Origin of the sequence: Kibdelosporangium persicum, from assembly GCF_013280595.1 — a bacterium.
In the GTDB taxonomy this organism is placed as follows: Bacteria; Actinomycetota; Actinomycetes; order Mycobacteriales; family Pseudonocardiaceae; genus Kibdelosporangium; species Kibdelosporangium persicum.
Map to the genome: position 1 here is coordinate 389,533 of NZ_JAAATY010000001.1, position 19,836 is coordinate 409,368.

Here is a 19,836-nt window from a genome sequence, read left to right on the forward strand (position 1 = left end):
GACCGGGTTCGTCCACTCGGCACGGTCGATGCGACTCATCGGTGGCCCGGCGAGTGTGCGATGTGCACCAGTCGGCCGATCATGCTACCGCCGTCTGTCCGAAGTGCGATGTCCGCGGCGAAACCCCATCCCTGCCGAACCGCCAAGGGGAACCGCCGATGAAAAGGCTCATCTCCGTGCTGGTCCTGCTGGCCGGCGCGCTGGTCGGCTTACCCGGCGGGCTGGTGGCCTCCGCCGCCGTGCCCGCCGGCTTCACCGACACCGCCGTGATCTCCGGACTGTCCGCACCGACCCAGGCCGCCTTCTCGCCTGACGGACGCGTCTTCATCGCCGAGAAGAGCGGGATCGTCAAGGTCTACGACGGTCTGGGCGACACCACGCCGACCGTTTTCGCCGACCTCAGGCCACAGGTGCACGACTTCTGGGACCGCGGCCTGCTCGGTCTCGCACTCCACCCGCAATTCCCGGTCACACCGCATGTCTACGTGCTGTACACATACGACTACCTCGGGTGGGGGGACGTGTGTCCCGACCCGCCGGGTGCGACCAATCAGGGCTGCCTCGTCCAGGGCAGACTGTCGCGGCTGATCGCGAACGGCAACACCGCGTCCGCCGAACAGGTCGTGCTCACCGACTGGTGCCAGCAGTACCCGAGCCACTCGATCGGCTCGCTCGCGTTCGGCCCGGACGGCGCGCTGTACGTCAGCGGCGGCGACGGTGCCAGCTTCAACTTCGCCGACTGGGGCCAGGTCGGCAACCCGTGTGGTGACCCGCCCGGCGCCGCTGGGACGAATCTCAGCCCGCCGACCGCACTCGGTGGGGCACTGCGGTCCCAGTCCGTCCGTCGGGCGGCCGACCAACCGCGCACATTGGACGGGACGGTCATCCGTATCGACCCAGCGACGGGCGCGGGCATGCCCGGCAACCCGTTCGCGTCGAGCACGAACGCCAACGCCAAGCGTGTGATCGCGTACGGCCTCCGGAATCCCTTCCGGATGGGCGTCCGGCCCGGCACCAACGAACTGTGGGTCGGCGACGTCGGCTGGGGAACGTGGGAAGAGGTCAACCGGATCTCGAACATGACCGACGGCGTGGCCGAGAACTTCGGCTGGCCCTGTTACGAAGGCGGCGCCCGGCAGTCGGGCTACGACAACGCGAACCTCACGTCCTGTGAGAACCTCTACGGCACCGGGCAGAACGCGCCGCACTTCGCCTACAACCACAGCAACAACGTTGTCGCGGGCGACGGATGCCCGACCGGCAGCTCCTCGGTCGGCGGAATGGCGTTCGAGAACAACAGCAATTACCCCGCCGAGTACCGAGGTGCGTTGTTCTTCGCCGACGCGTCCCGAGGATGCATCTGGGCCATGCGCCGCAACGCTTCCGGCACGCCTGACCCGTCGATGATCACGCCGTTCGTGACCGGTGCCGCTGTGCCGGTGCACATCCTGTCGGGACCCGGTGGCGACATCTTCTACGTGGCGCTGAACGGCGGCCAGCTGCGTCGCGTCAGCTACCCGACCGGCAACCGCGCGCCGACGGCGGTCGCCACGGCGAACCCCACCAGCGGTGCCGTGCCGTTGAACGTCCAGTTCTCGGGCTCGGGATCGAGCGATCCGGACGCGCAGGCGTTGGCCTACGCGTGGGATCTCGACGGTGATGGCGCGTTCGACGACTCGACGGCGGTGAATCCGGCGCGGACGTACACCACGGACGCGATCGTGCCGGTCAAACTCCGGGTCACCGATCCCGGTGGCCTGACGGACACCGCCACCGTGGTGGTGACCGCGGGCAATCCGGCCAATCCCGATCCGGTCCCGGTGATCGACACCCCGGACACCACACTGAGGTGGAAGGTCGGTGATCCGATCACGTTCTCCGGTCGCGCCACCGACGCCCAGGACGGTCCGCTGGCGGCCAGCGCGCTGACGTGGACGCTGCTGTTGCAGCATTGCCCGAGCAACTGCCATTCCCACACCGTGCAGACCTTCTCCGGCACCGCGAACGGCGGTTTCTCCGCACCCGACCACGAATATCCGTCCTATTTGGAGCTCGTGCTCACCGCCCGGGACTCCAGCGGGCGCACCGCGAGCACCTCGGTGCGGCTGGATCCGCGAACCGTGGTGCTGACGTTCGCCAGCAACCCGTCCGGCCGGACGCTGACGCACTTCAGCACCTCGGCGACGGCACCGTTCACGCGGACCGTGATCGTGGGTTCCGCCAACACGATCAGTGCTCCCAGCCCGCAGGGCAGCGGGCTGGTCAGGTACTGCTTCCGGTCGTGGTCTGACGGTGGCGCGCAGAGCCACACGATCACGGCTCCGGCAACACCGACGACCTACACGGCCAGCTTCCGGACGGCATTGCTGTCCTGTTAGCTCCGAAGGCGGCCGGGGCGTCCGAAGTGGACGCCCCTGACCGCTAACCGAGCGTCCAGTCGCCCGGCAGACCCGTCACGTTCGCGTCGTCCCCGCTGCCGTGGATGTCCACTGTGGCCGAACCGAGGCGCAGCTCGGTGAGGGCGAGGGAACCCCACTGCGCCGGGATGTTCGGTTTGACGGTCAACGTCCGGCGGGGCACGTTCGGATCCAGCCCGAGGAACGCGCGCACGAGCAGCATCGGCGCCGCGCTCGCCCACGCCTGTGGTGAGCACGAGGTGGGATAGGGCACCGGTGGGCTGAACCGGTCACGGGCGAATCCGCAGTACAGTTCGGGTAGCCGCCCGCCGAACGCCGCTGCGGCGTCGAGCAATCCGGTGGCCAGCCGCTGTGCCAACGCGATGGCGCCATCAAGATGGCTGTAGCGCAGCAGACCGGCCACAGCGATCGCTGTGTCGTGTGGCCACACCGACCCGTTGTGGTAACTCATCGGGTTGTACGCGCCCATGGACGCGGCGAGCGTACGCAAACCGTAGCCCGTGTCCATGTCGTCGCCGCTCAACCGCTTGATGATGGTGGCGGCGTGCTCGTCGGTGGCGATTCCCGACCAGAGACAGTGCGCCACGTTGCTGGTCAGGGCGTCCACCGGCGTCTTCTGACCGTCCAGTGCCACGGCGTACCAGCCCTTGTCGGGCAACCAGAACGCTTCGGCGAAGCGTCGCCGCAGCTGGTCCGCGTTGGCCCGGCACCGTTCGGCGAGCGCGGTGTCGTCGGATGCTTCAGCCAGTTCCGCTCGTGCCAGCCAGGCCGCGTAGACGTATGCCTGGACCTCGCACAGGGCGATGGGCGCCCGCGCGATGCGGCCACCGGCGTCGTTGACACCGTCGAAACTGTCCTTCCAGCCCTGGTTGATCAGGCCTCGGTCGGTAGCCCGCCGGTATTCGACGAAGCCGTCGCCATCACGGTCGCCGTACTCGGTGATCCACGACAGTGCCGCGTCGGCGGCCGGCAGCAGCGACCGGATCGTCGCCTCGTCAGCGCCCCACCGCCAGCATTCGGCCAACAGCATGACGAACAGCGGTGTGGCGTCGACCGAGCCGTAGTACTGGCTGCCACCGAGCACGCGGGTGTTGTCCGGCCCCATCCGCAGCTCGTGCAGAATCCGGCCCGGCTCCTCCTCGGTGAGCGGATCGACGCGCTTGCCCTGCAACTCCGCCAGCGTCTGCAGGGTTCCTGTGCCCAGCCCCACGTCCAACGGCAACGCCATCCACGCCGTCAGCAGGCTGTCACGGCCGAACAACGTCATGAACCACGGTGCACCCGCGGCGACGAACGGCCGGCCGTTGCGGGACGGGTCGTGGATCTGCAACGCGCCCAGATCGCTTTCCGTGCGGCGCAGCACCTGGGACAGCACGGGATCGTCGGCCCGGACCGCGGTGCTGGCACTGCGCCACGCCTGGATCTTGCGGGCCGGGCCACTGCTCTCCAGCTGCTGGCCGCGGTGGAACAGGGGCTTCACCCGGCGGTCGGCCAGCGTCGGCTGCACCACGATCTCCGTCGACCACCGGCCTTTGGCCGGGACGACCGCGTGCCAGCTCAGCATGCCGGGCACCACGACCGGATCGGCCGAGGCGCTGACCGAGAGGCCACGCGACCCGTCGTGCCGGTCACGCAGCAACAGTTCCGCCCCTGTGACGATCGTGTCGGCGTCTCGCTGGGCCGCCCGGCCCTCCTTGACCGCGAACAGGTCCTGGAAGTCGGCGTCCACGTTGAGCACCAGCGTGACGACAGTCGCCTCGGCACTGAGGTTCTCGAGCGTGACGGTCTCGCGGAGACCGTCACCGATCAGCCGCTCGCGCACCACCAGCAGAGTGCTGTCCGCCTGACCGGCCCGGGGAGGCCGGCGCGCGACGAACCGGCCGACGAACGCCTCCGGCGTGATCACCGACAACGGGTGCGGCACGTCACCGTCCAGCCGCAGTTCCCACCGCGACATCAGCCGGGCGTCCCGGAAGAAGAGCCCCTGCGCGGTGCCCGGCCTGATGTCGCCGGTGTTGTCCGACAGGCAGAAGGTGCCGCCTTCCACGAGGGTCACCGTGCCGCCCGGACTGAACGTCGACACGGGTTCGCCCGCGTTGAACGCCTCGGTCATACCCTGTCCCCGGCGGTGCGTTCATAGGCCCGGTCCAAGGCCGAGTCCAGGGCCGCGAAGTCCTTCCGCAGAGTGGCCAGCGTGGTGGGCCGCGCCAGCCGCACGGCAGCACGGTAAGCGGCTTCATAACCCGAGCCGAGACCGTCCACCCCGAAGTGCTTCGTGACGTGCTCGCGGCACGCGGCGGGATCGATGGACCGCACCTCGTGCAGCGCGTCGACGAGTTCGTCCGGTTCGTCGCGGATCAGGCCGGTCACGCCGTCGACGACGACTTCCGGCACGGCGCCCGCGCGCAAGGCGACCACCGGCGTGCCGCACGCCATGGCCTCGATCATCACCATGCCGAACGGCTCCTCCCACCGGATCGGGAAGAGCAGGCAGCGCGCGGACGCCAGCAGCCTGCGCTTCTCCGTGGCGTCGGCGACGCCGAAGACGTGGTCCTCGTCGGTCAGCCGCGGCCGGACTTCCAGCTCGAAGTATTCCTTCTCGATCGGCTCCGCGCACTTGCCCGCCAGCACCAGCGGTATGCCCGCGGCGTGCGCCGCTTCCAGCGCCAGGTGCGGCGCCTTGTCCGGATGGAACCGGCCGAGGAACAAGGCGTAGTCGTCCTTGTGGCGCTGGAACGGCCATTCGTCCACCCGCAGGGCGTTGTGCACGGTGCTCAGCCAGTTCAGGTCCGGCGCGAGCTTGCGTTGCCGTTCGCTGATCGCGACGAGTTGGACGTCGTCGCCGAGCGCCCGGTAGTACCGGTAGAGGTCCGCGTCGACCGGGCCGTGGACCGTCACCACGGTAGGCAGGCCGGTGGTGGCGAAAACGGGAGCGTTGAGCGGTCCGGCGAACGTGTGGTCATGCACCACGTCGAGGCCATCGGCCGACGCGATCCGCTCGATCGCGCGGCGGACTGCCATCGCGTGCATGACTTCGGGATACGGCTCGCCGAGCCGTTCGGGGACAGTGCGATCCCACACCGGCTCGAAGTCCGCGGTGGTGCCGTTGCGGCCGGCGCCGACCAACGTCACGCGGTGCCCACGCGCCACCAGGGCATCCGCGAGATCGGCCACGACGGCCTCGACGCCGCCGTACGCACGGGGCGGGACATCGAAGTAGGGCGGGGCGACCAGTGCGATCCTGAGCCGATCTGCCACAGCGCCAGTGGAAAGCACGCTGCTCAAATCCTCCTCCTCGTCGTGACGGGCGAACGACTGTTAGCACTCTCCGCCCTTGAGTGCTAACAAGTCCGGCCTGTCCCGCGCAAGATCTCCGGCGCGGAGATCTGGATCACATCACCCGAGCCGGTAGAACCGCCACGTGTCCGACTCGATCGGCAGGATGCTGACGTCGCTGAACCCGGCCTCCTCGGCGTACTTGCGCATCGTGGCCGGGCGCATGACGGTGCCGGTCATGGCCGAGGCCGGGTCGCCCATCGTGGCGGGGAGGCAGGCGACCAGGCTCCAGCCGTACTCGAACTGTTCGACGAGCGGGCCGGGCGCGGTGAACTCCTCGCCGGGCTTCGTGTCGACGACCAGCACGGTGCCGCCGGGCGCCAGCAGGCCGCGCGCGGTGCGTAGGGTGTCGACCGGATGGGTCATGTCGTGCAGGGCTTCGATGATGATCACGACGTCATAGGGGTCCGCCGAGGTCAGTTCGGCCGCGTCCATCGCCGAGAACGTGACCCGGCCGGCGACACCCGATTCCCGGGCGTTGCGCCGGGCGGCTTCGATGGCCTTGGTGTCGAGGTCGAGACCGTCCACTGTGATCAGTGGGTACGCCAGCGCCATGGCGATGCTCGACCACCCGAGACCACAGGCGATGTCGGCGACCCGGGCCCCGCCCTCGGACAGTCGCTTGTGGACGTCCGGGATGGCGGGCAGCCATTCCCTGCCCAGCAGGTTCAGGAACGTCGCGCGGTTGGAGGTGGACCGGCCTTCCGGCTCCCACGGGATGGGGGAGGGTGCCTCGCCGGTGCGGTAGACGTCCACCAGTTCGGCCAGCCGGCGGGCGACGCGGACGAGGTCGATGGTGGGCTGGGTGCCGTAGAGCACGTGATCACGGTCGGCCAGCACCGGGACGTGCTCGGCGGGCAGGGTGAAGACGCGGGCACCGTCCACTGTGAGCAGACCGCAGGACGCCTGGTGTTCCAGCCACTCCCGGGTGTACCGCTCGTGGGTTCCGGTCCGTTCGGCCAGTTCCGCCGACGTCATCGGGCCGCCTTCGGCGAGCGCCCGGTAGTAACCGAGGCGCTCGCCGAGGTACACGGCGTACATCCGCAGTGCGCCGGTGATGTCCTCGAACAGCTTGCCTGCCAACGCGGTCGGTTCCATGACCGCCAAGTTAGCGCAGGTCGTCCGGCAGGCGCAGGACGATGAACTCGTTGTCGTCCGGCTTTCCGGCAGTGCGTCCGGAGGAGAACGGCAGGTTGTTGTCGTTCAGCACGCCGAGTGTCCGGTCGTCCAGCAGGACCAGGTCCTCGATGGTCTGGAACGGGAACGTGAACGTCTCGCCGAAACCACCGACCCGGCGCGGGTTGGCGATGTTCATCAGGTCGGCGACGAGGGTCTTGTCCAGCTTGCCGTCCCGGTCCCGGTCGCGCTTGTCGGCGAGGTAGACCCGCTTGATCCTGGCATCCGCGCCTTGGCCGCCGTCGCGTTCGACGACCAGGATCCGGTTGCGGTCCACCGTAATGGCGTCGCCGATGGCCAGGTCCGGCGAACCGAGCTGGTAGATCCACCGCTTGCCGGTGTACCGGTTGGCCGCGAGGTCGAACTCGTTGAGCCGCAACGTTCCCGGCTCGTCACCGGCGACCGTTCCTTCCAGCAGCGCGTTGAGCGTGCGGCCGTCCGGTGAGATCGCCAGGCCTTCGAAACCCTTGCTGCCGCCGATGTTCGCGGTGCCGCCGGGGTTTTCCGGGGCGAACACGCCGGGCAGCGGGACCGGCGGGGCGAGCAGGCGGCCGCCGCGGTCGAAGTGCAGCAGGTACGGGCCGAACTCGTCACCGAGCCAGAACGTCCCGTCACCGGCGCGGACGATCGACTCGGGGTCGAAGTCCGCGCCGGTGAGGACCCGGTCCGGCCTGGTCAGCGGGAACGGGACGTGCCGGTCCGGGTCGGTCAGGGTGATTCCGCCGAGCACGTCCACGCGGCCCGCGGCGAAGTCAGGTCCGATGCGGTGAATCCGCAGCGCGAAGTCCGCGCTGGTGGCCTTGTTGCCGAATCCGTTGTCGCTCAGGACGTCGAAGGTGCCGTCCGAGTTTCTGACGACACCGCTGAAGCCCTGGATCGGCTGGTCGGCGAACGGCAGGGAGACGCCGTTGACCGGCGCGGTCCCCAGTGCCGCGCCGGACGGCTCGCTGGCTGGTACGAAGCTCGCCGCGGGTAACGACGCGAACTGCAGCAACGTCGCCCGCCTGGTCTCGTACGCGGGCGCCGCCGGAGCCAGCGCCAACGCCGTGACCAGCACGGACAGGCCGACGGCCAGGGGTTTTCTCATGACGTTCCGATCTATCGGGGGGTGAAGCGTGCCGGACGCTAAGACCACCAGAAGAACGGACCGTGAACAAGATCGATCAGTAGTCCCGCCGCGGCATGACCATCCACAGCACGATGTACAGCACGAACTGCGGCCCGGGCAGCAGGCAGGACACCACGAAGAGGATCCGCATGGACTTCGGTTTCCAGCCCAGCTTCTCGGCCAGCCCGGCGCACACGCCCGCGATCACCTTGTTGTGCCGCGACCTGGTCAAAGTTGTGGTTGCCATACAGATAGGTTGCCATCGCCCGGGCATGCGAAACATCGGTGACAACCCGGACCCGGACCCTGAACCGCGTGCTCAGGGCAACCAGGGCAGCGCCGTGTCCACCATTGCGGCACCACGAAACGCACGTTCCGGCACCATGAAACGCACGTTCCGGCACCATGAGATCCCCCTGGCGGACGGGCTGGCTGGGGACACCTTGGTCTCGCCCCTGGCCGGTGCGGGCGGTGCGGAGCCGCCCGCCGGAATTTCACGGTGCCGGAATGGTGGACACGGGGTGCCGGAATGGTGGACACGGGGTGCCGGAGTGGTGGACACGGGTTTAGTGCTGGGATGTCATCGCGGCGATGCCGTCGAGGAGGGCCTTCAGGCCGAGCGTGAACGCGTGCGTGGTGGCCTGGGCGGCGGTGCGGTCGAAGCCGCCGTCCTGCCAGGACTGCGTGATCGCGGGGTAGCGGTCCGGGTCGAAGATCTCCTCCCAGAACACCTGGCGGTCGGTCCACCAGTCCGCCGTGGACTGACCGCTGAGGGTTTCGGCCTGCCGGTGTTCGGCCTGTGCGCCCGCTGCCGCTTCGACGAAGGTGACGATCGCGTCGACCGCCGCCGAGGCCTGGGCGGCGGGCAGGCCGGTGCCGGCCAGTGCCGACAGCAGGAAGTCCTGACGGGCGAACAGGCCTGGGCCCAGGGGCGGGCGGACGGTGGACACGCCGCGCAGCCACGGGTGGCGTTCGTGCAGGTTCGAGGTCTGCCGGGCGTAGTGCTCGACCTGGGCGCGCCAGTCGCCCGCCGGTACGAGGTCGAGTTCCCGCCAGGCCGCGTCGACCATCAGGTCGAGCAGTTCCGCCTTGCCGGGCACGTGCGTGTACAGGGTCATCGTGCCGACGCCCAGCGCGGCGGCGACTTTGTCCATGGTCATCGCGTCGAGACCGTCCTGGTCGGCGACTGCCACGGCGGCCTCGACGATCTTGGCCAGGGAGACCTTGGGCGGGCGTCCCCGGCCCGACCGGACCTGGTTCTCGCGCCACAGCAGGCGCAGGGTCTCGCGGGGATCGCCGGTGCCGCTGTGTTCCATTCCGTAGATCGTACGGTAATGTTTATCCGTAGCTGATACGGAAATCGGGGAGGCGTGGTGCGGGTATTGGTCACGGGAGCCACCGGCAACGTCGGGCGGCATGTGACGGCGAGTCTGGTCGAAGCGGGTATCCCGGTCCGGGTGCTGACCCGGGACCCCGCGAAGGCGCCGGAGGGCGTGGAGGTCGTCCGGGGCGACCTCAGGAAGCCTTCGGGTGCTTGGTTCGACGGCGTGGACCGGCTCTATCTCTTCCCGGAGCCGGCCACGGCGGCGCAGGTCGTCGATCTCGCCAAGGGCGCGGGTGTGCGGCGGATCGTCGTGCTTTCGTCGGGAGCCGTGACTGGTGGCCTCGACACGACGTTCCACCTGCCGGTTGAACAGGCGGTCGAGCGGTCCGGTCTGGAGTGGACACACGTCCGGCCGGGGGAGTTCGCGGCCAACAAGGTTTCGCTGTGGGGGCCGTCGATCCGGGCCGAGCGGGTGGTGCGGGACGCGAACCCGGACGCCGCCTGGTTCCCGGTGCACGAACAGGACGTCGCCGACGTGGCGGTGAAGGCGTTGGTGGAGGACGGCCACACGGGCAAGGCTTATGACGTCAACGGGCCCGAACTGGTCAGCCTGCGCGATCAGGTGCGGGCGATCGCGCGGGCGCTGGGCGAGGACGTCCGCTTCGAGCAGGTCACTCCGGAGCAGGCGCGGGAGATCTACGTCGCACAGGGCGGATTCGCCGCCGAAGCCGCCGACTTCCTGCTGGGCTTCACCGATTACGACGGCAATCCGGCCGATCCCGGCCAGGTCGCGGACTTCGACCCGAGCCTGCTCGGGCCTTTGCCGACGGCCGAGGCGGTGACCGGCAGGCCGGCGCGGACCTTCGCCCAGTGGGCGCGGGACCGGGTGGCGGACTTCCGATAAGCCACACACAAAAGTGCGCCCACCGCGCGGGCCGTGGCGGGCAGTTCGCCACGGACCTGCGCGGTGGGCGCGGATCCGGGTCGAGAACCTCCGCTAGGAGGTGAACTCGACCCAGTTCAGGTTGATCAGACCTGTTTGCGGTCCGCCCGGCACCCCGGTGAACACCAGGTACAGCCGGTGTGTCCCGGGCGCCTGGCTGACCGGCACGCTCTGGCTGGCGAACCCGTTGTTGCCGTTGGTCGCCGCCAGTGTCGCGGTGGCCACCACCGGGCCGGTCGGCGAGTCCAGCCGCAGTTCGACGCCGGCCCGTGGCTGGCCCACGGTCGCCGCCGAGCCGCCGGAGTACCGGAATGTCACCGAGGTGATGCCGCCGAGGTTGACCGGGTCGAAGGCGATGTGGTCGCCCACGTCGATCGCGTTGACGTGCAGGCCCGCTCCGGTGTCCGCGGTCAGCGTCGTGTCGACGCCCTGCTTGACTTGGGCGAACTCCGCCTGCTGGCGCCGGAGCTGGATCTTGGCCTGGCTGATCGTCTCCAGTGCGGGCTGGCCGTTCGCGCCGAGGTCCGTGTACTTGGCGCTGATGCCGCCGTACAGGTAGCCGCCGGCGTGGTCGCCGCCGTCAGGCGGTGTCGGCAACGTGCCCGAACACCCGGAGGTCTCGGCCTGCCCGTGGCCGTGTTCGTCGTGCCCGAGCACGAACGACACCGTCACCCGGCTGCAGTCGATCTGGCCGTCCTCGGGATCGGTCACGTTGACGGTGAACGGAATCGGGTCGCCCCAGTTGAAGAACGTGCCTTCGATCGGGGCGTCCACCGTCACCGTCGGTGCCGTATTGCCGACCGTGATGGTCCGCGTCAGCACCGCTGTCTTGCCACTGGAGTCCGTGACCGTGAGTTTCGCGTTGTAGACGCCGTTGGTGGTGTATGTGAACGACGCGTTCGGGTCGGCCGAATCCACCGTGCCGTCGTTGGTGAAGTCCCAGGCGTACGAGATCGACTCACCCGGGTCCGGGTCGTGCGACCCCGCGCTGGAGAAGTTCACGGTCAGCGGCGCCTGGCCTGAGGTCGGCGAGGCGTCGAGAACCGCGACGGGCGAGCGCTTGCCCTTGACGTACCGGATCACGGCGAGCTGGGCGTCCGGGTTCGGCCGGAAGAAGCCGTCACCGTACTCCAGCACGTACAGGCTGCCGTCCGGGCCGAACTCCATCTCCATCGGGTTGTCGAAGACGAACCCGGGCAGCAGTTGCTCGACACCGGTCAGGTTGCCCTTGCCGTCGGTGTTCATCATGAAGATCTTGTCGCGGGTGAACTCGCCGAACACGACCGAGTTGTCGTAGTACTCGGGGAACTTGGTCTCCGACGTGGATTCCTTGTCGTACTTGTAGATCGGGCCGCCGTGCGGGCCGACGCCACCGGTGCCGATCACCGGCCACTTGAAGTCACACGGCGTCGGCGGGTTCTGCATGTAGGAACCCGGGCACGGCGTGCGGGCCTCGTAGGTGTACCAGAACTGCGGCTGCTGAACGGGCGGCAGCACGGTCCGGCCGGTGTTGCGCGGTGAGTTGTTCACCGGTGCACCACAGTTGAACGGCTGACCCGGCGTGCGCGTGGCGAAGTCGAAGTCCACATAGGGCGACGACGGCAACGTGCAGAACGGCCAGCCGTGGTTGCCCGAGGTCCTGGTGGCGAACCACTTCCCGGTGCCCTCCGGTCCCCGGGTCGGCGAGGACGTCCGGGAGTCGGGGGAGTAGTCGCCGACGTAGACCATGCCGCTGGCGTCCACATCGAACCGGAACGGGTTGCGCAGGCCCATCAGGAAGATCTCCGGGCGGGTCTTGTTGTCGTGGTCCTCCGCCTCGGGGAACAGGTTGCCGTCGGGGATCGTGTACGTCCCGTTCGGACGGACCTTGATCCGCAGCAGCTTGCCGCGCAGGTCGTTGGTGTTGGCCGACGAACGCTGCGCGTCGTAACCCGGGCCCTGCGTCGGCGCGTCGTTGATCGGCGTGTAGCCGTCCGACCCGCTGGCGTTGGTGTCGTCACCGGTGACCATGTACAGCAGGCCCTTGGCGTCGAACTTGACCTTGCCCGCCACGTGGCAGCAGATGCCGCGGTCCACGTCCACCCGCAGGATCTGCTGCTCGGTGGCCATGTCCAGGTGTGGCGTCGGCGTCTCGACGAGCTTGACCCGGGAGAGCTGGTTGTAGCCCTTGAACGCGTCCCACGCCTTGGGGTCGTTGCTGGTCGCGGGAGCGTCGCCCTCATTGACGTTCGGGGTCGCCGGGTTGTCGAGCGGGGTGTTCAGCGGTGGCGCGTAATAGATGTAGACCCACTTGTTGTTCGCGAAGTCGGGGTCGATCGCGACCGACTGCAGCCCGTCCTCGTCGTGCTGGTACACCGGGATCGTGGTGATCACCGGGCTGGCGTTGGTCTTCGGGTCGTACAGGCGGATCTGGCCGCCACGCGTGTTGTGCAGCACACGCCCGTCCGGCAGCACCGCGAGCGACATCGGCTCGCCGGGCTCGTCGTTGAGCGTGACCTTCTCGTAGTTGCCGATCACGGTCGCACCGCAGTCGCCCTCGACGACGCCCGCGGCCCACTCGATGCCGCCGAGCAGGTGCTTGCGGAACGCGCCCTGACGGTACGTCTCGATGGAGTGGCCGAGGCCGGTGTACCAGGAACGACCACCGACGTGGTCCTGGCACCAGGCGATCGGGTGGTCGAAACCCATGGTGCCGCCCGCGAACGAGCGCTCGTCCACAGTGGCCAGAACGTGCTCGGAGCCGCGGACGTTGGACGCGAAGTTGTACCACTCCTCGGTCAACGTCAGCGTCCGCGGCACGGTCTCGGTCGACGGGTGCGCGCGGTCGGCGACCTGGACGTTGCCCGTGCTGACGCCGGTCGCACCGGCGACCCGGGTACCGACAAGGTCACGGTAGAACTGCCAGTCCGGCTCGGTCTCGGCGGCCGCGTGCACACCGACCCAGCCGCCACCGCCGCGGATGTACGCCTCGAAAGCGGCTTCCTGCGCGGGGTTGAGCACGTTGCCGACCGTGTTGAGGAACACCACGGCACGGAAGCCGGCCAGGTTCTCCGCCGTGAACGCGCCGGCGTCCTCGGTCACCGTGACCTGGAAGCCGTTGTTCTGCGCCAGGGACCGGACGGTCCGTACACCGTCCTGAATGGACGGACGGCGGGGACCGTCGGTCTTGGTGAACACCAGGACCTTGAAGCTGGCGGGCCTGCGGACGTCGGACCGCAGCGCCGCGGGACCGTTCTGCTCGGCGACCAGCGGCTCGGAGTTCGCGTCCGGGATGGGCGCGGCGGCCGTGGGGGAACTGCCCACGAGCGCGAGTGATGAGGCGACGACAAAGCTGGCCGAGGCGGCCAGCCATCGTCGCCCGTACGGGCGAGGCATGAGTCAGCGGCTCCTCAGCGGCGGTAGATCGTCAGCTCGGACATGTTGGTGTAGCTCAGCGCGGCGAAGTCGAGTGACTGCGCCGGCAGCGCCGTGCCGCCCGGAGCGGTGTCCTGCTCCCAGTTGGCGTGGTGGAAGTCCTGCTCGCCGATGGTCTGGAAGAACTGCTGGAAGTTGATGTCGCCGTCGCCGAGCGGCACCATGTCGTGGCCGTTGGGCACGGCGGTGTTGCGGTTGCCGTCCTTGGCGTGGAACAGCGGGAACCGGGTGGTCCGCGGGGCGACCGTGAGGATCGGGTCGAACAGGTCCGTCTGCTGACGGCCCCAGCGGTCGGTGTACTCCTTGTGCTTGTACCGGGCCACGTACGCCCAGAAGATGTCCATCTCGAAGAACACGTACCGCGGATCGGTCTTCTCGAAGAAGTACTCGAGCCGTCGCGTGCCGGACGAACGGGTCGGCTTGCCGTTCGCGTCGAGCGGGCCGGTGTCGAGCAGGAAGCTGTAGGCGGCGTCGTGGTTGTGGGTGTAGAGCCGCAGGCCGCGTGCCCTCGCGCGGCGCCCCAGGTCGTTCCACGTGTCGGCGGCGGCGTCCCAGTCGGCCTGGTACGCCGAGTTGGTCGGGTCGCTGCCGGTACCGATGTTCTTCATGCCCAGTTCCTGGGCGATGTCCATCTGCTGTTCGAAGGTGGCCGGGTTGATCTGGGTGTGCGTGCCGTTGGCGACCAGGCCGTTGTCGTCGAGAATCTTGCGGATCTCCTTCGGCGTGATCTGGCGGCCGAGGATCTGGGTGCTCTGGGTGTACCCGGCGAACTCGATCTCCTTGTAGCCGATCTCGGCGAGGCGGGCGAGGACCCGTTCGAATCCGTACGGCACTCCAGTGTTGTCCGGGGCCGCGTTGATGCGGTCACGGACGCTGTACAGGATGATCCCGCGGTTGCGGGCCGGGATCAGCGGCTCGGCTCGCAGTCTCCGTCCCCTGCCGTGATCGGTGTCGGCGAAGGCGGGCGTCGCCGTGGCGAGCACCGGTAAGCCGGCCGCGCCGAGTACGGCGGCGGCTCCGGCTGACGCGGTGAACACGTCACGGCGGGTGAACCGTCTGTCCTGCTTTTCTTCCATGGCGAATAGCGCCTTTCTCAAACCGGCGTGCGCGTACTTCGGGTGGCTGACGACACCCATGGCGGCGGGCTCAGACAACGACCGGTCGTCTGACGCGGCGGTGTTGCCACCTCCGCTTGCAGTCAACGGATGTTAGCTACTTATGACGGACAAATGAAGACTTTCGCATCGGACATACAGAAGTTGAGGTCGACCAGGCGTACTTCTGTGTTACGGAGCGAAACCAGAGGCGGCAAAGTGGTCACGCATTCGAACGAACCGGCCGTCACAGCCTGGTCGCCGGGCGGACTTCGGCTCAGCCGTTGAACGAAGTGTCCGACCCGTACGGCCCACCGGACGGCCGTCCACCGCGAGCCATCGGCCGGGCGGTCGCCCAGTCGCCCCGGTTGGTTCAGGCAGTGAACAATTGCCAGCCTCCCAGGCCCCCTCGTGAGTGTTTTTCCGGGTTAGAACACGGAAAAACACTCACGAGAGGGGTGGTGGGACGGAAGGTGCCCGGGCGGCGGGGTGCGAGCCGCGGGCCGGTCCGGCGAGGGGAGGTTGGCCCGGACCGTCAGAACACTACGAAAGTACGTTGTCCCTGGCGCCGCGCAGATCAAATAATTCTCCGGCAAGAGCTCACTCCACCCGCCGGGACGCCATCGAGGGCTGGCCGCTTCCGGCGTCCCTGCGCGCGCAAGGAGCTTTCATGCGTCACAGACCCCTGTCCGCGAGATTACTCGGGACGACCGCGGCCGCGGCCGCGGTTCTCGCCACCGTGTTACCGACGAATGCTGTCGCCGCCCAGCAGATCATCGCCGAGAACGCGCCGAACAAGATCCAGGACAGTTATGTCGTCGTTCTGAAGGACAACATCGCTGTGCGGGGCGCCGCCGACAACCTCGCCGCCCGGTACGGTGGCAAGGTCGGGTTCGTGTACCAGGCCGCGCTCAAGGGTTTCTCCGTCACCATGCCGGCCGCGCAGGCCCGCAAGCTCGCCGCCGACCCGTCGGTGTCCTATGTGGAGCAGGACAGGACCGTCGGCCTGCTGGCCGATCAGCTGAACCCGCCGTCCTGGGGGCTTGACCGGGTCGACCAGGCCGACCTTCCGCTGAACCAGAAGTACAGCTACGCCACCGAGGCCTCGAACGTCACCGCCTACGTCATCGACACCGGCATCAACTACGACCACCAGGACTTCGGCGGGCGTGCCACGTTCGGCTTCGACGCGTTCACCGACGGCAGGCAGGGCAAGGACTGTCACGGGCATGGCTCCCACGTGGCCGGTACGGTCGGCGGCAACTCCTACGGCCTGGCCAAGAAGGTCAAGCTGAAGGCCGTCCGCGTGCTCAACTGCCAGGGCGGCGGTTCGATCTCCACCGAGGCCGCGGGTGTGGACTGGGTGACCGCGAACGCCGTTCTGCCCGCCGTGGCCAACATGAGCCTGTACACCGGTGTGCGCAACGAGCCGAGCCGGGTGCTCGACGACGCGGTGCGCGCGTCGATCGGCAAGGGCATCTCGTACGTTGTCGCGGCCGGTAACTTCAACGACGACTCGTGCCAGTACTCGCCGCAGCGGGTCACGGAGACGATCAACGTCGGCGCGACCGCGCGGACCGACGCTCGCGCCACGTTCTCCAGCTTCGGTACGTGCACCGACATTTTCGCGCCAGGACAGGACATCGTCTCGGCGGCGTCGGCGAACAACACCGGTTCCGCCACCATGAGCGGTACTTCGATGGCCTCGCCGCACGTTGCCGGTGCTGTCGCCCTGTATCTGGCTGACAACCCGACGAAGACACCGGCCGAGGTGCACAGCGCGATCCTGGCCGGGGCGACGCCGAACAAGGTGACCAACCCTGGTGCGGGCACGCCGAACCGGCTGCTGCGCGTCAATTCCACTGGCACGCCGTCGGTTTCGGTGACCAACCCGGGTCCGCAGAACACCGCCGTCGGTGCTTCGGTGAACCTGCAGCTGACGGCTTCCGGCGGGACAGCGCCGTACGCGTGGTCCGCGACCGGTCTGCCCGCCGGCCTGTCGATCGGCTCGGCCAACGGGCTGATCACCGGTGCGCCGACCACCGCCGGTACCTACAACGTGACGGTCACCGCGACGGCTTCCGCGGGTGGTTCGGGTTCCGCCTCGTTCCAGTGGACGGTCGGCACGGTTCAGACGTGCACCCCGCAGACCAACGGGAACGACGTGTCCATTCCGGACGCGGGCGCCGCGGTGACGAGCTCGGTGACGTTCGCGGGCTGCACCGGCAACGCGTCGGCCACCAGCACGGTCGAGGTCCACATCAAGCACACCTGGCGTGGTGACCTGGTGATCGACCTCGTCGCTCCGGACGGCACCGCGTACCGGCTGAAGAACTCCAGCGGCTCGGACAGCGCGGACAATGTGGACGCCACCTACCCCGTGGACCTGTCCGGTGAGGCCCGCAACGGCACCTGGCAGCTCAAGGTGCAGGACGTGGCCCGGTTCGACACCGGCACCATCGACACCTGGACGCTCACCCTGTAACTGCGGACCGGGGGTACTCGGCGGCACCCGGGTACCCCCGGCCGGCCTCAGAGCCGGATGGACTTCTTGTTCATGAACTCCTCGATGCCCGCGGCACCGAGTTCCCGGCCCATCCCGGACCGCTTGATCCCGCCGAACGGCAGGTCCGCCTGCGACCCGCCGGACCTGTTCAGGTAGACCATGCCGGACTCGATCCGGTCGGCCACCCGCCGGTTGCGCTCCGGATCGGTGCCGAACACCGCCGCGCCGAGGCCGAAGGGCGAGTCGTTGGCGATCGCGATCGCCTCCTCCTCGTTCTCCGCCTTGAAGATCAGCGCGACCGGGCCGAAGATCTCCTCGTGGTAGGCGGCCATCTCGGGTGTCACGTCGGTCAGCACGGTCGCCTCCAGGTACGCGCCCGGGCCGATCCGTTTGCCGCCGGTACGCAGCGTCGCGCCCTGCTCGATCGCCTTCCCGACCTGCGCGGCGACCTCGTCGGCCGCGGAGATCGACGCCAGCGGGCCGAACGGCACCTTGGGGTCGGCCGGGTCGCCCGGCTGGAAGTAGTCGCCCACCCGCTTGGTGAACTTGTCGACGAACTCGTCGTAGAGCTCCGACAGCACGATGATCCGCTTCGGCGCGTTGCAGGACTGCCCGCAGTTGCGCATCCGCGCGGTCGAGGTGGCCTTGACCGTCTCGTCCATGTCGTTGGTGTCCAGCACGATCAGCGGGTCCGAGCCGCCGAGTTCCAGCACACAACGCTTGAGGTTGCGGCCTGCCTCCGCCGCGACGGACACGCCCGCCGCCTCGCTCCCGGTCAGCGACACGCCCTGGATGCGCGGGTCGGCCAGGATGCCGGGAATCTGCTTGCTGGAGGCGAGAATGTTGACGTACGCGTCCTCGGGCACACCGGCCTCGTGCAGGATCTCCTCGATCGCCGCGGCCGACCGCGGGCAGATCGACGCGTGCTTGAGCAGGATGGTGTTGCCGAGCACCAGGTTCGGCGCCACGAACCGGGCGACCTGGTAGCACGGGAAGTTCCACGGCATCACGCCGAGCAGCGCGCCGATCGGCTCCTTGCGGATGACCGCGTCGCCGCCCTTGACCTTCAGCGGCTCGTCGGCCAGCAGCGCCGGGCCGTTGTTCCCGTAGTAGGTGAAGATGTCGACGACGATGCCGATCTCGCCGCGGCCCTCGTTGATCCGCTTGCCCATTTCCAGGGTCATGATCGCGGCCAGGTCGTCGGCCCGCTCGGCGAACAGTTCCGCCGCACGCAACACGATCTTCGCGCGTTCCCCGACCGGCCGCCTGCGCCACGAGGTGTAGCCGCGGTGGACCTTCTCGATCGCCGCGGACACCTCCTCCTCGGTCGAGTTCGGGATCTCTTCGATCAGTTCGCCCGTGGCCGGGTTGGTGACTGAGTACATGGGGGCGTGAGCCTCCGTTCTCTACGGCACGGTGCCTAGGTCGACGCCATTTTAGTCGACCGTATATTGCATACACTAGATCCGTGGAACGCGCGAGTGCTTTGTCTCACAACGGTTTCCAAAACGAACGGCCGTCTTGAATGGATTTCCGGGCGAACCGGGCGCACCTTCGTCCTGGCACTACAGTCGGTGCCGTGCGACGACGGCTTCGTTCTCCCATTCCGCCCCGGTTCGGGCTGGACGCGGCGCGACTCCGCATGCCGGAAGAAGGCGAGTGGGCGTCCCTGTTGGAGCACCTCGTGGCACGGCTGCCCAGGGTGGCACCGGAACGAATCGAGCAGATGCTGCGCGAGGAGCGCATCTTCGGCTCCGACGGGCCGCTCGGCGTCGAAGCGCCCTTCGTGCCCGGGTCGTTCATCTGGTTTCACCGGGATCTGCCCGACGAGGTGCCCGTTCCGTTCGACGTCGCTGTGGTGCACCGCGACGAGCATCTGTTGGTAGTGGACAAACCGCACTTCCTCGCCGCGATTCCCCGGGGGCGGCACATCCAGGAGACGGCGTTGGTGCGGCTGCGCCGTCAGCTCGACCTGCCGGACCTGTCGCCCGCGCACCGGCTCGACCGGGTCACGGCCGGGCTGATGATGTTCGTGATCACCCGCGACAAGCGCGGGAAGTACCAGGAGATGTTCCGGCATCGCAAGGTGCACAAGGAATACGAGGCGATCGCGCCGTACCGTGCTGATTTGACGTTGCCCACGACTGTGCGCAGCCGCATCGTCAAGGAGCGCGGAGTCCTGGTGGCCCAGGAGGTGCCGGGGGATCCGAACGCCGAGACCTACGTCGAACTCGCCGAACACCGGAACGGCTTGGGGCGCTACCGGTTGGTCCCGGCGACCGGGCGCACACATCAGCTGCGTGTGCACATGAACGGTCTCGGTGTGCCCATTCTCGGCGACGACTTCTACCCGGAGCTACGCGAGAAGCCGCTCGACGACTTCACCAAACCCCTGCAGTTGCTGGCGAAGGTCGTCGAGTTCGACGATCCGCTGACCGGCGAGGGCCGCAGGTTCACCAGCACGCTGCGGCTCGGCGCGTGGGATTCGCTGACGGCCTGGGCCGGTGGTTGATACGCC

13 protein-coding genes are annotated in these 19,836 nt (G+C 68.4%); 4 read left to right on the plus strand and 9 right to left on the minus strand.

Translation table 11 applies throughout. The features are described 5' to 3' along the window. The first annotated feature begins 158 nt into the window (after positions 1 to 158). Positions 159 to 2,378 (plus strand): PQQ-dependent sugar dehydrogenase, encoded by a 2,220-nt coding sequence (locus GC106_RS01845; RefSeq protein ID WP_173123628.1) that lies wholly within the window; start codon positions 159 to 161, stop codon positions 2,376 to 2,378. A 43-nt stretch (positions 2,379 to 2,421) separates the two neighbouring features. Here GC106_RS01845 and GC106_RS01850 read toward each other — a convergent pair whose 3' ends face one another. The 6 genes from GC106_RS01850 to GC106_RS01875 all read right to left on the minus strand — a co-directional run bounded on the left by GC106_RS01850 (position 2,422) and on the right by GC106_RS01875 (position 9,353). Next, positions 2,422 to 4,530 carry an amylo-alpha-1,6-glucosidase gene (locus GC106_RS01850; protein WP_173123630.1) on the minus strand — a complete coding sequence of 703 codons (2,109 nt, stop codon included), beginning with the start codon at positions 4,528 to 4,530 and terminating at the stop codon, positions 2,422 to 2,424. Next, positions 4,527 to 5,702: a glycosyltransferase family 4 protein gene (locus GC106_RS01855; protein ID WP_217279923.1), complete on the minus strand. Its 1,176-nt coding sequence runs from the start codon at positions 5,700 to 5,702 to the stop codon at positions 4,527 to 4,529. The genes GC106_RS01850 and GC106_RS01855 overlap by 4 nt, the downstream gene beginning before the upstream one ends. A gap of 111 nt (positions 5,703 to 5,813) precedes the next feature. Beyond that, positions 5,814 to 6,851 carry a class I SAM-dependent methyltransferase gene (locus GC106_RS01860; RefSeq protein WP_173123632.1) on the minus strand — a complete coding sequence of 346 codons (1,038 nt, stop codon included), beginning with the start codon at positions 6,849 to 6,851 and terminating at the stop codon, positions 5,814 to 5,816. A gap of 10 nt (positions 6,852 to 6,861) precedes the next feature. Beyond that, the gene (locus GC106_RS01865; RefSeq protein ID WP_173123634.1) at positions 6,862 to 8,016 is read right to left on the minus strand and encodes an esterase-like activity of phytase family protein; all 1,155 of its coding nucleotides are present in this window, start codon (positions 8,014 to 8,016) and stop codon (positions 6,862 to 6,864) included. Positions 8,017 to 8,092: 76 nt separating this feature from the next. Next, the gene (locus GC106_RS01870) at positions 8,093 to 8,284 is read right to left on the minus strand and encodes a PspC domain-containing protein (RefSeq protein ID WP_173123636.1); all 192 of its coding nucleotides are present in this window, start codon (positions 8,282 to 8,284) and stop codon (positions 8,093 to 8,095) included. Positions 8,285 to 8,603: 319 nt separating this feature from the next. Beyond that, a complete protein-coding gene (locus GC106_RS01875) occupies positions 8,604 to 9,353 on the minus strand; it encodes a TetR/AcrR family transcriptional regulator (protein WP_173123638.1) in 750 nt (249 codons plus the stop codon). Between the two features lie 57 nt (positions 9,354 to 9,410). On the opposite strand from GC106_RS01875, the gene GC106_RS01880 reads away from it, so the two are divergent. Beyond that, entirely contained in the window at positions 9,411 to 10,265 is an 855-nt protein-coding gene (locus GC106_RS01880) for an SDR family oxidoreductase (RefSeq protein WP_173123640.1), read from the plus strand. Between the two features lie 93 nt (positions 10,266 to 10,358). Here GC106_RS01880 and GC106_RS01885 read toward each other — a convergent pair whose 3' ends face one another. Together GC106_RS01885 and GC106_RS01890 are read right to left on the minus strand one after the other, a co-directional pair. Continuing rightward, positions 10,359 to 13,679, minus strand: coding sequence for a ThuA domain-containing protein (locus tag GC106_RS01885; RefSeq protein WP_173123642.1), 3,321 nt, complete (start codon positions 13,677 to 13,679; stop codon positions 10,359 to 10,361). Between the two features lie 14 nt (positions 13,680 to 13,693). Further along, the gene (locus GC106_RS01890; RefSeq protein WP_173123644.1) at positions 13,694 to 14,794 is read right to left on the minus strand and encodes a sugar phosphate isomerase/epimerase family protein; all 1,101 of its coding nucleotides are present in this window, start codon (positions 14,792 to 14,794) and stop codon (positions 13,694 to 13,696) included. A 688-nt stretch (positions 14,795 to 15,482) separates the two neighbouring features. Here GC106_RS01890 and GC106_RS01895 point away from each other — a divergent pair. Beyond that, positions 15,483 to 17,297 (plus strand): S8 family peptidase, encoded by a 1,815-nt coding sequence (locus tag GC106_RS01895; RefSeq protein ID WP_173123646.1) that lies wholly within the window; start codon positions 15,483 to 15,485, stop codon positions 17,295 to 17,297. Between the two features lie 47 nt (positions 17,298 to 17,344). Here the strand turns inward: GC106_RS01895 and GC106_RS01900 are convergent, their stop codons facing one another. Next, complete coding sequence (locus GC106_RS01900) at positions 17,345 to 18,703, minus strand: NAD-dependent succinate-semialdehyde dehydrogenase (RefSeq protein ID WP_173123648.1); 1,359 nt, start codon at positions 18,701 to 18,703, stop codon at positions 17,345 to 17,347. Positions 18,704 to 18,897: 194 nt separating this feature from the next. Between GC106_RS01900 and GC106_RS01905 the strand changes: the two genes are divergently transcribed. Further along, positions 18,898 to 19,830 (plus strand): RluA family pseudouridine synthase, encoded by a 933-nt coding sequence (locus GC106_RS01905; RefSeq protein WP_173123650.1) that lies wholly within the window; start codon positions 18,898 to 18,900, stop codon positions 19,828 to 19,830. Positions 19,831 to 19,836: the final 6 nt, after the last annotated feature.

What these genes read in the sequence shown, in the direction of transcription:
- GC106_RS01845 (WP_173123628.1), top strand. Translation starts at nt 159, where the DNA reads ATGAAAAGGCTCATCTCCGTGCTGGTCCTGCTGGCCGGCGCGCTGGTC.
- GC106_RS01850 (WP_173123630.1), bottom strand. Translation starts at nt 4,530, where the DNA reads ATGACCGAGGCGTTCAACGCGGGCGAACCCGTGTCGACGTTCAGTCCG.
- GC106_RS01860 (WP_173123632.1), bottom strand. Translation starts at nt 6,851, where the DNA reads ATGGAACCGACCGCGTTGGCAGGCAAGCTGTTCGAGGACATCACCGGC.
- GC106_RS01865 (WP_173123634.1), bottom strand. Translation starts at nt 8,016, where the DNA reads ATGAGAAAACCCCTGGCCGTCGGCCTGTCCGTGCTGGTCACGGCGTTG.
- GC106_RS01870 (WP_173123636.1), bottom strand. Translation starts at nt 8,284, where the DNA reads ATGGCAACCACAACTTTGACCAGGTCGCGGCACAACAAGGTGATCGCG.
- GC106_RS01875 (WP_173123638.1), bottom strand. Translation starts at nt 9,353, where the DNA reads ATGGAACACAGCGGCACCGGCGATCCCCGCGAGACCCTGCGCCTGCTG.
- GC106_RS01885 (WP_173123642.1), bottom strand. Translation starts at nt 13,679, where the DNA reads ATGCCTCGCCCGTACGGGCGACGATGGCTGGCCGCCTCGGCCAGCTTT.
- GC106_RS01890 (WP_173123644.1), bottom strand. Translation starts at nt 14,794, where the DNA reads ATGGAAGAAAAGCAGGACAGACGGTTCACCCGCCGTGACGTGTTCACC.
- GC106_RS01895 (WP_173123646.1), top strand. Translation starts at nt 15,483, where the DNA reads ATGCGTCACAGACCCCTGTCCGCGAGATTACTCGGGACGACCGCGGCC.
- GC106_RS01900 (WP_173123648.1), bottom strand. Translation starts at nt 18,703, where the DNA reads ATGTACTCAGTCACCAACCCGGCCACGGGCGAACTGATCGAAGAGATC.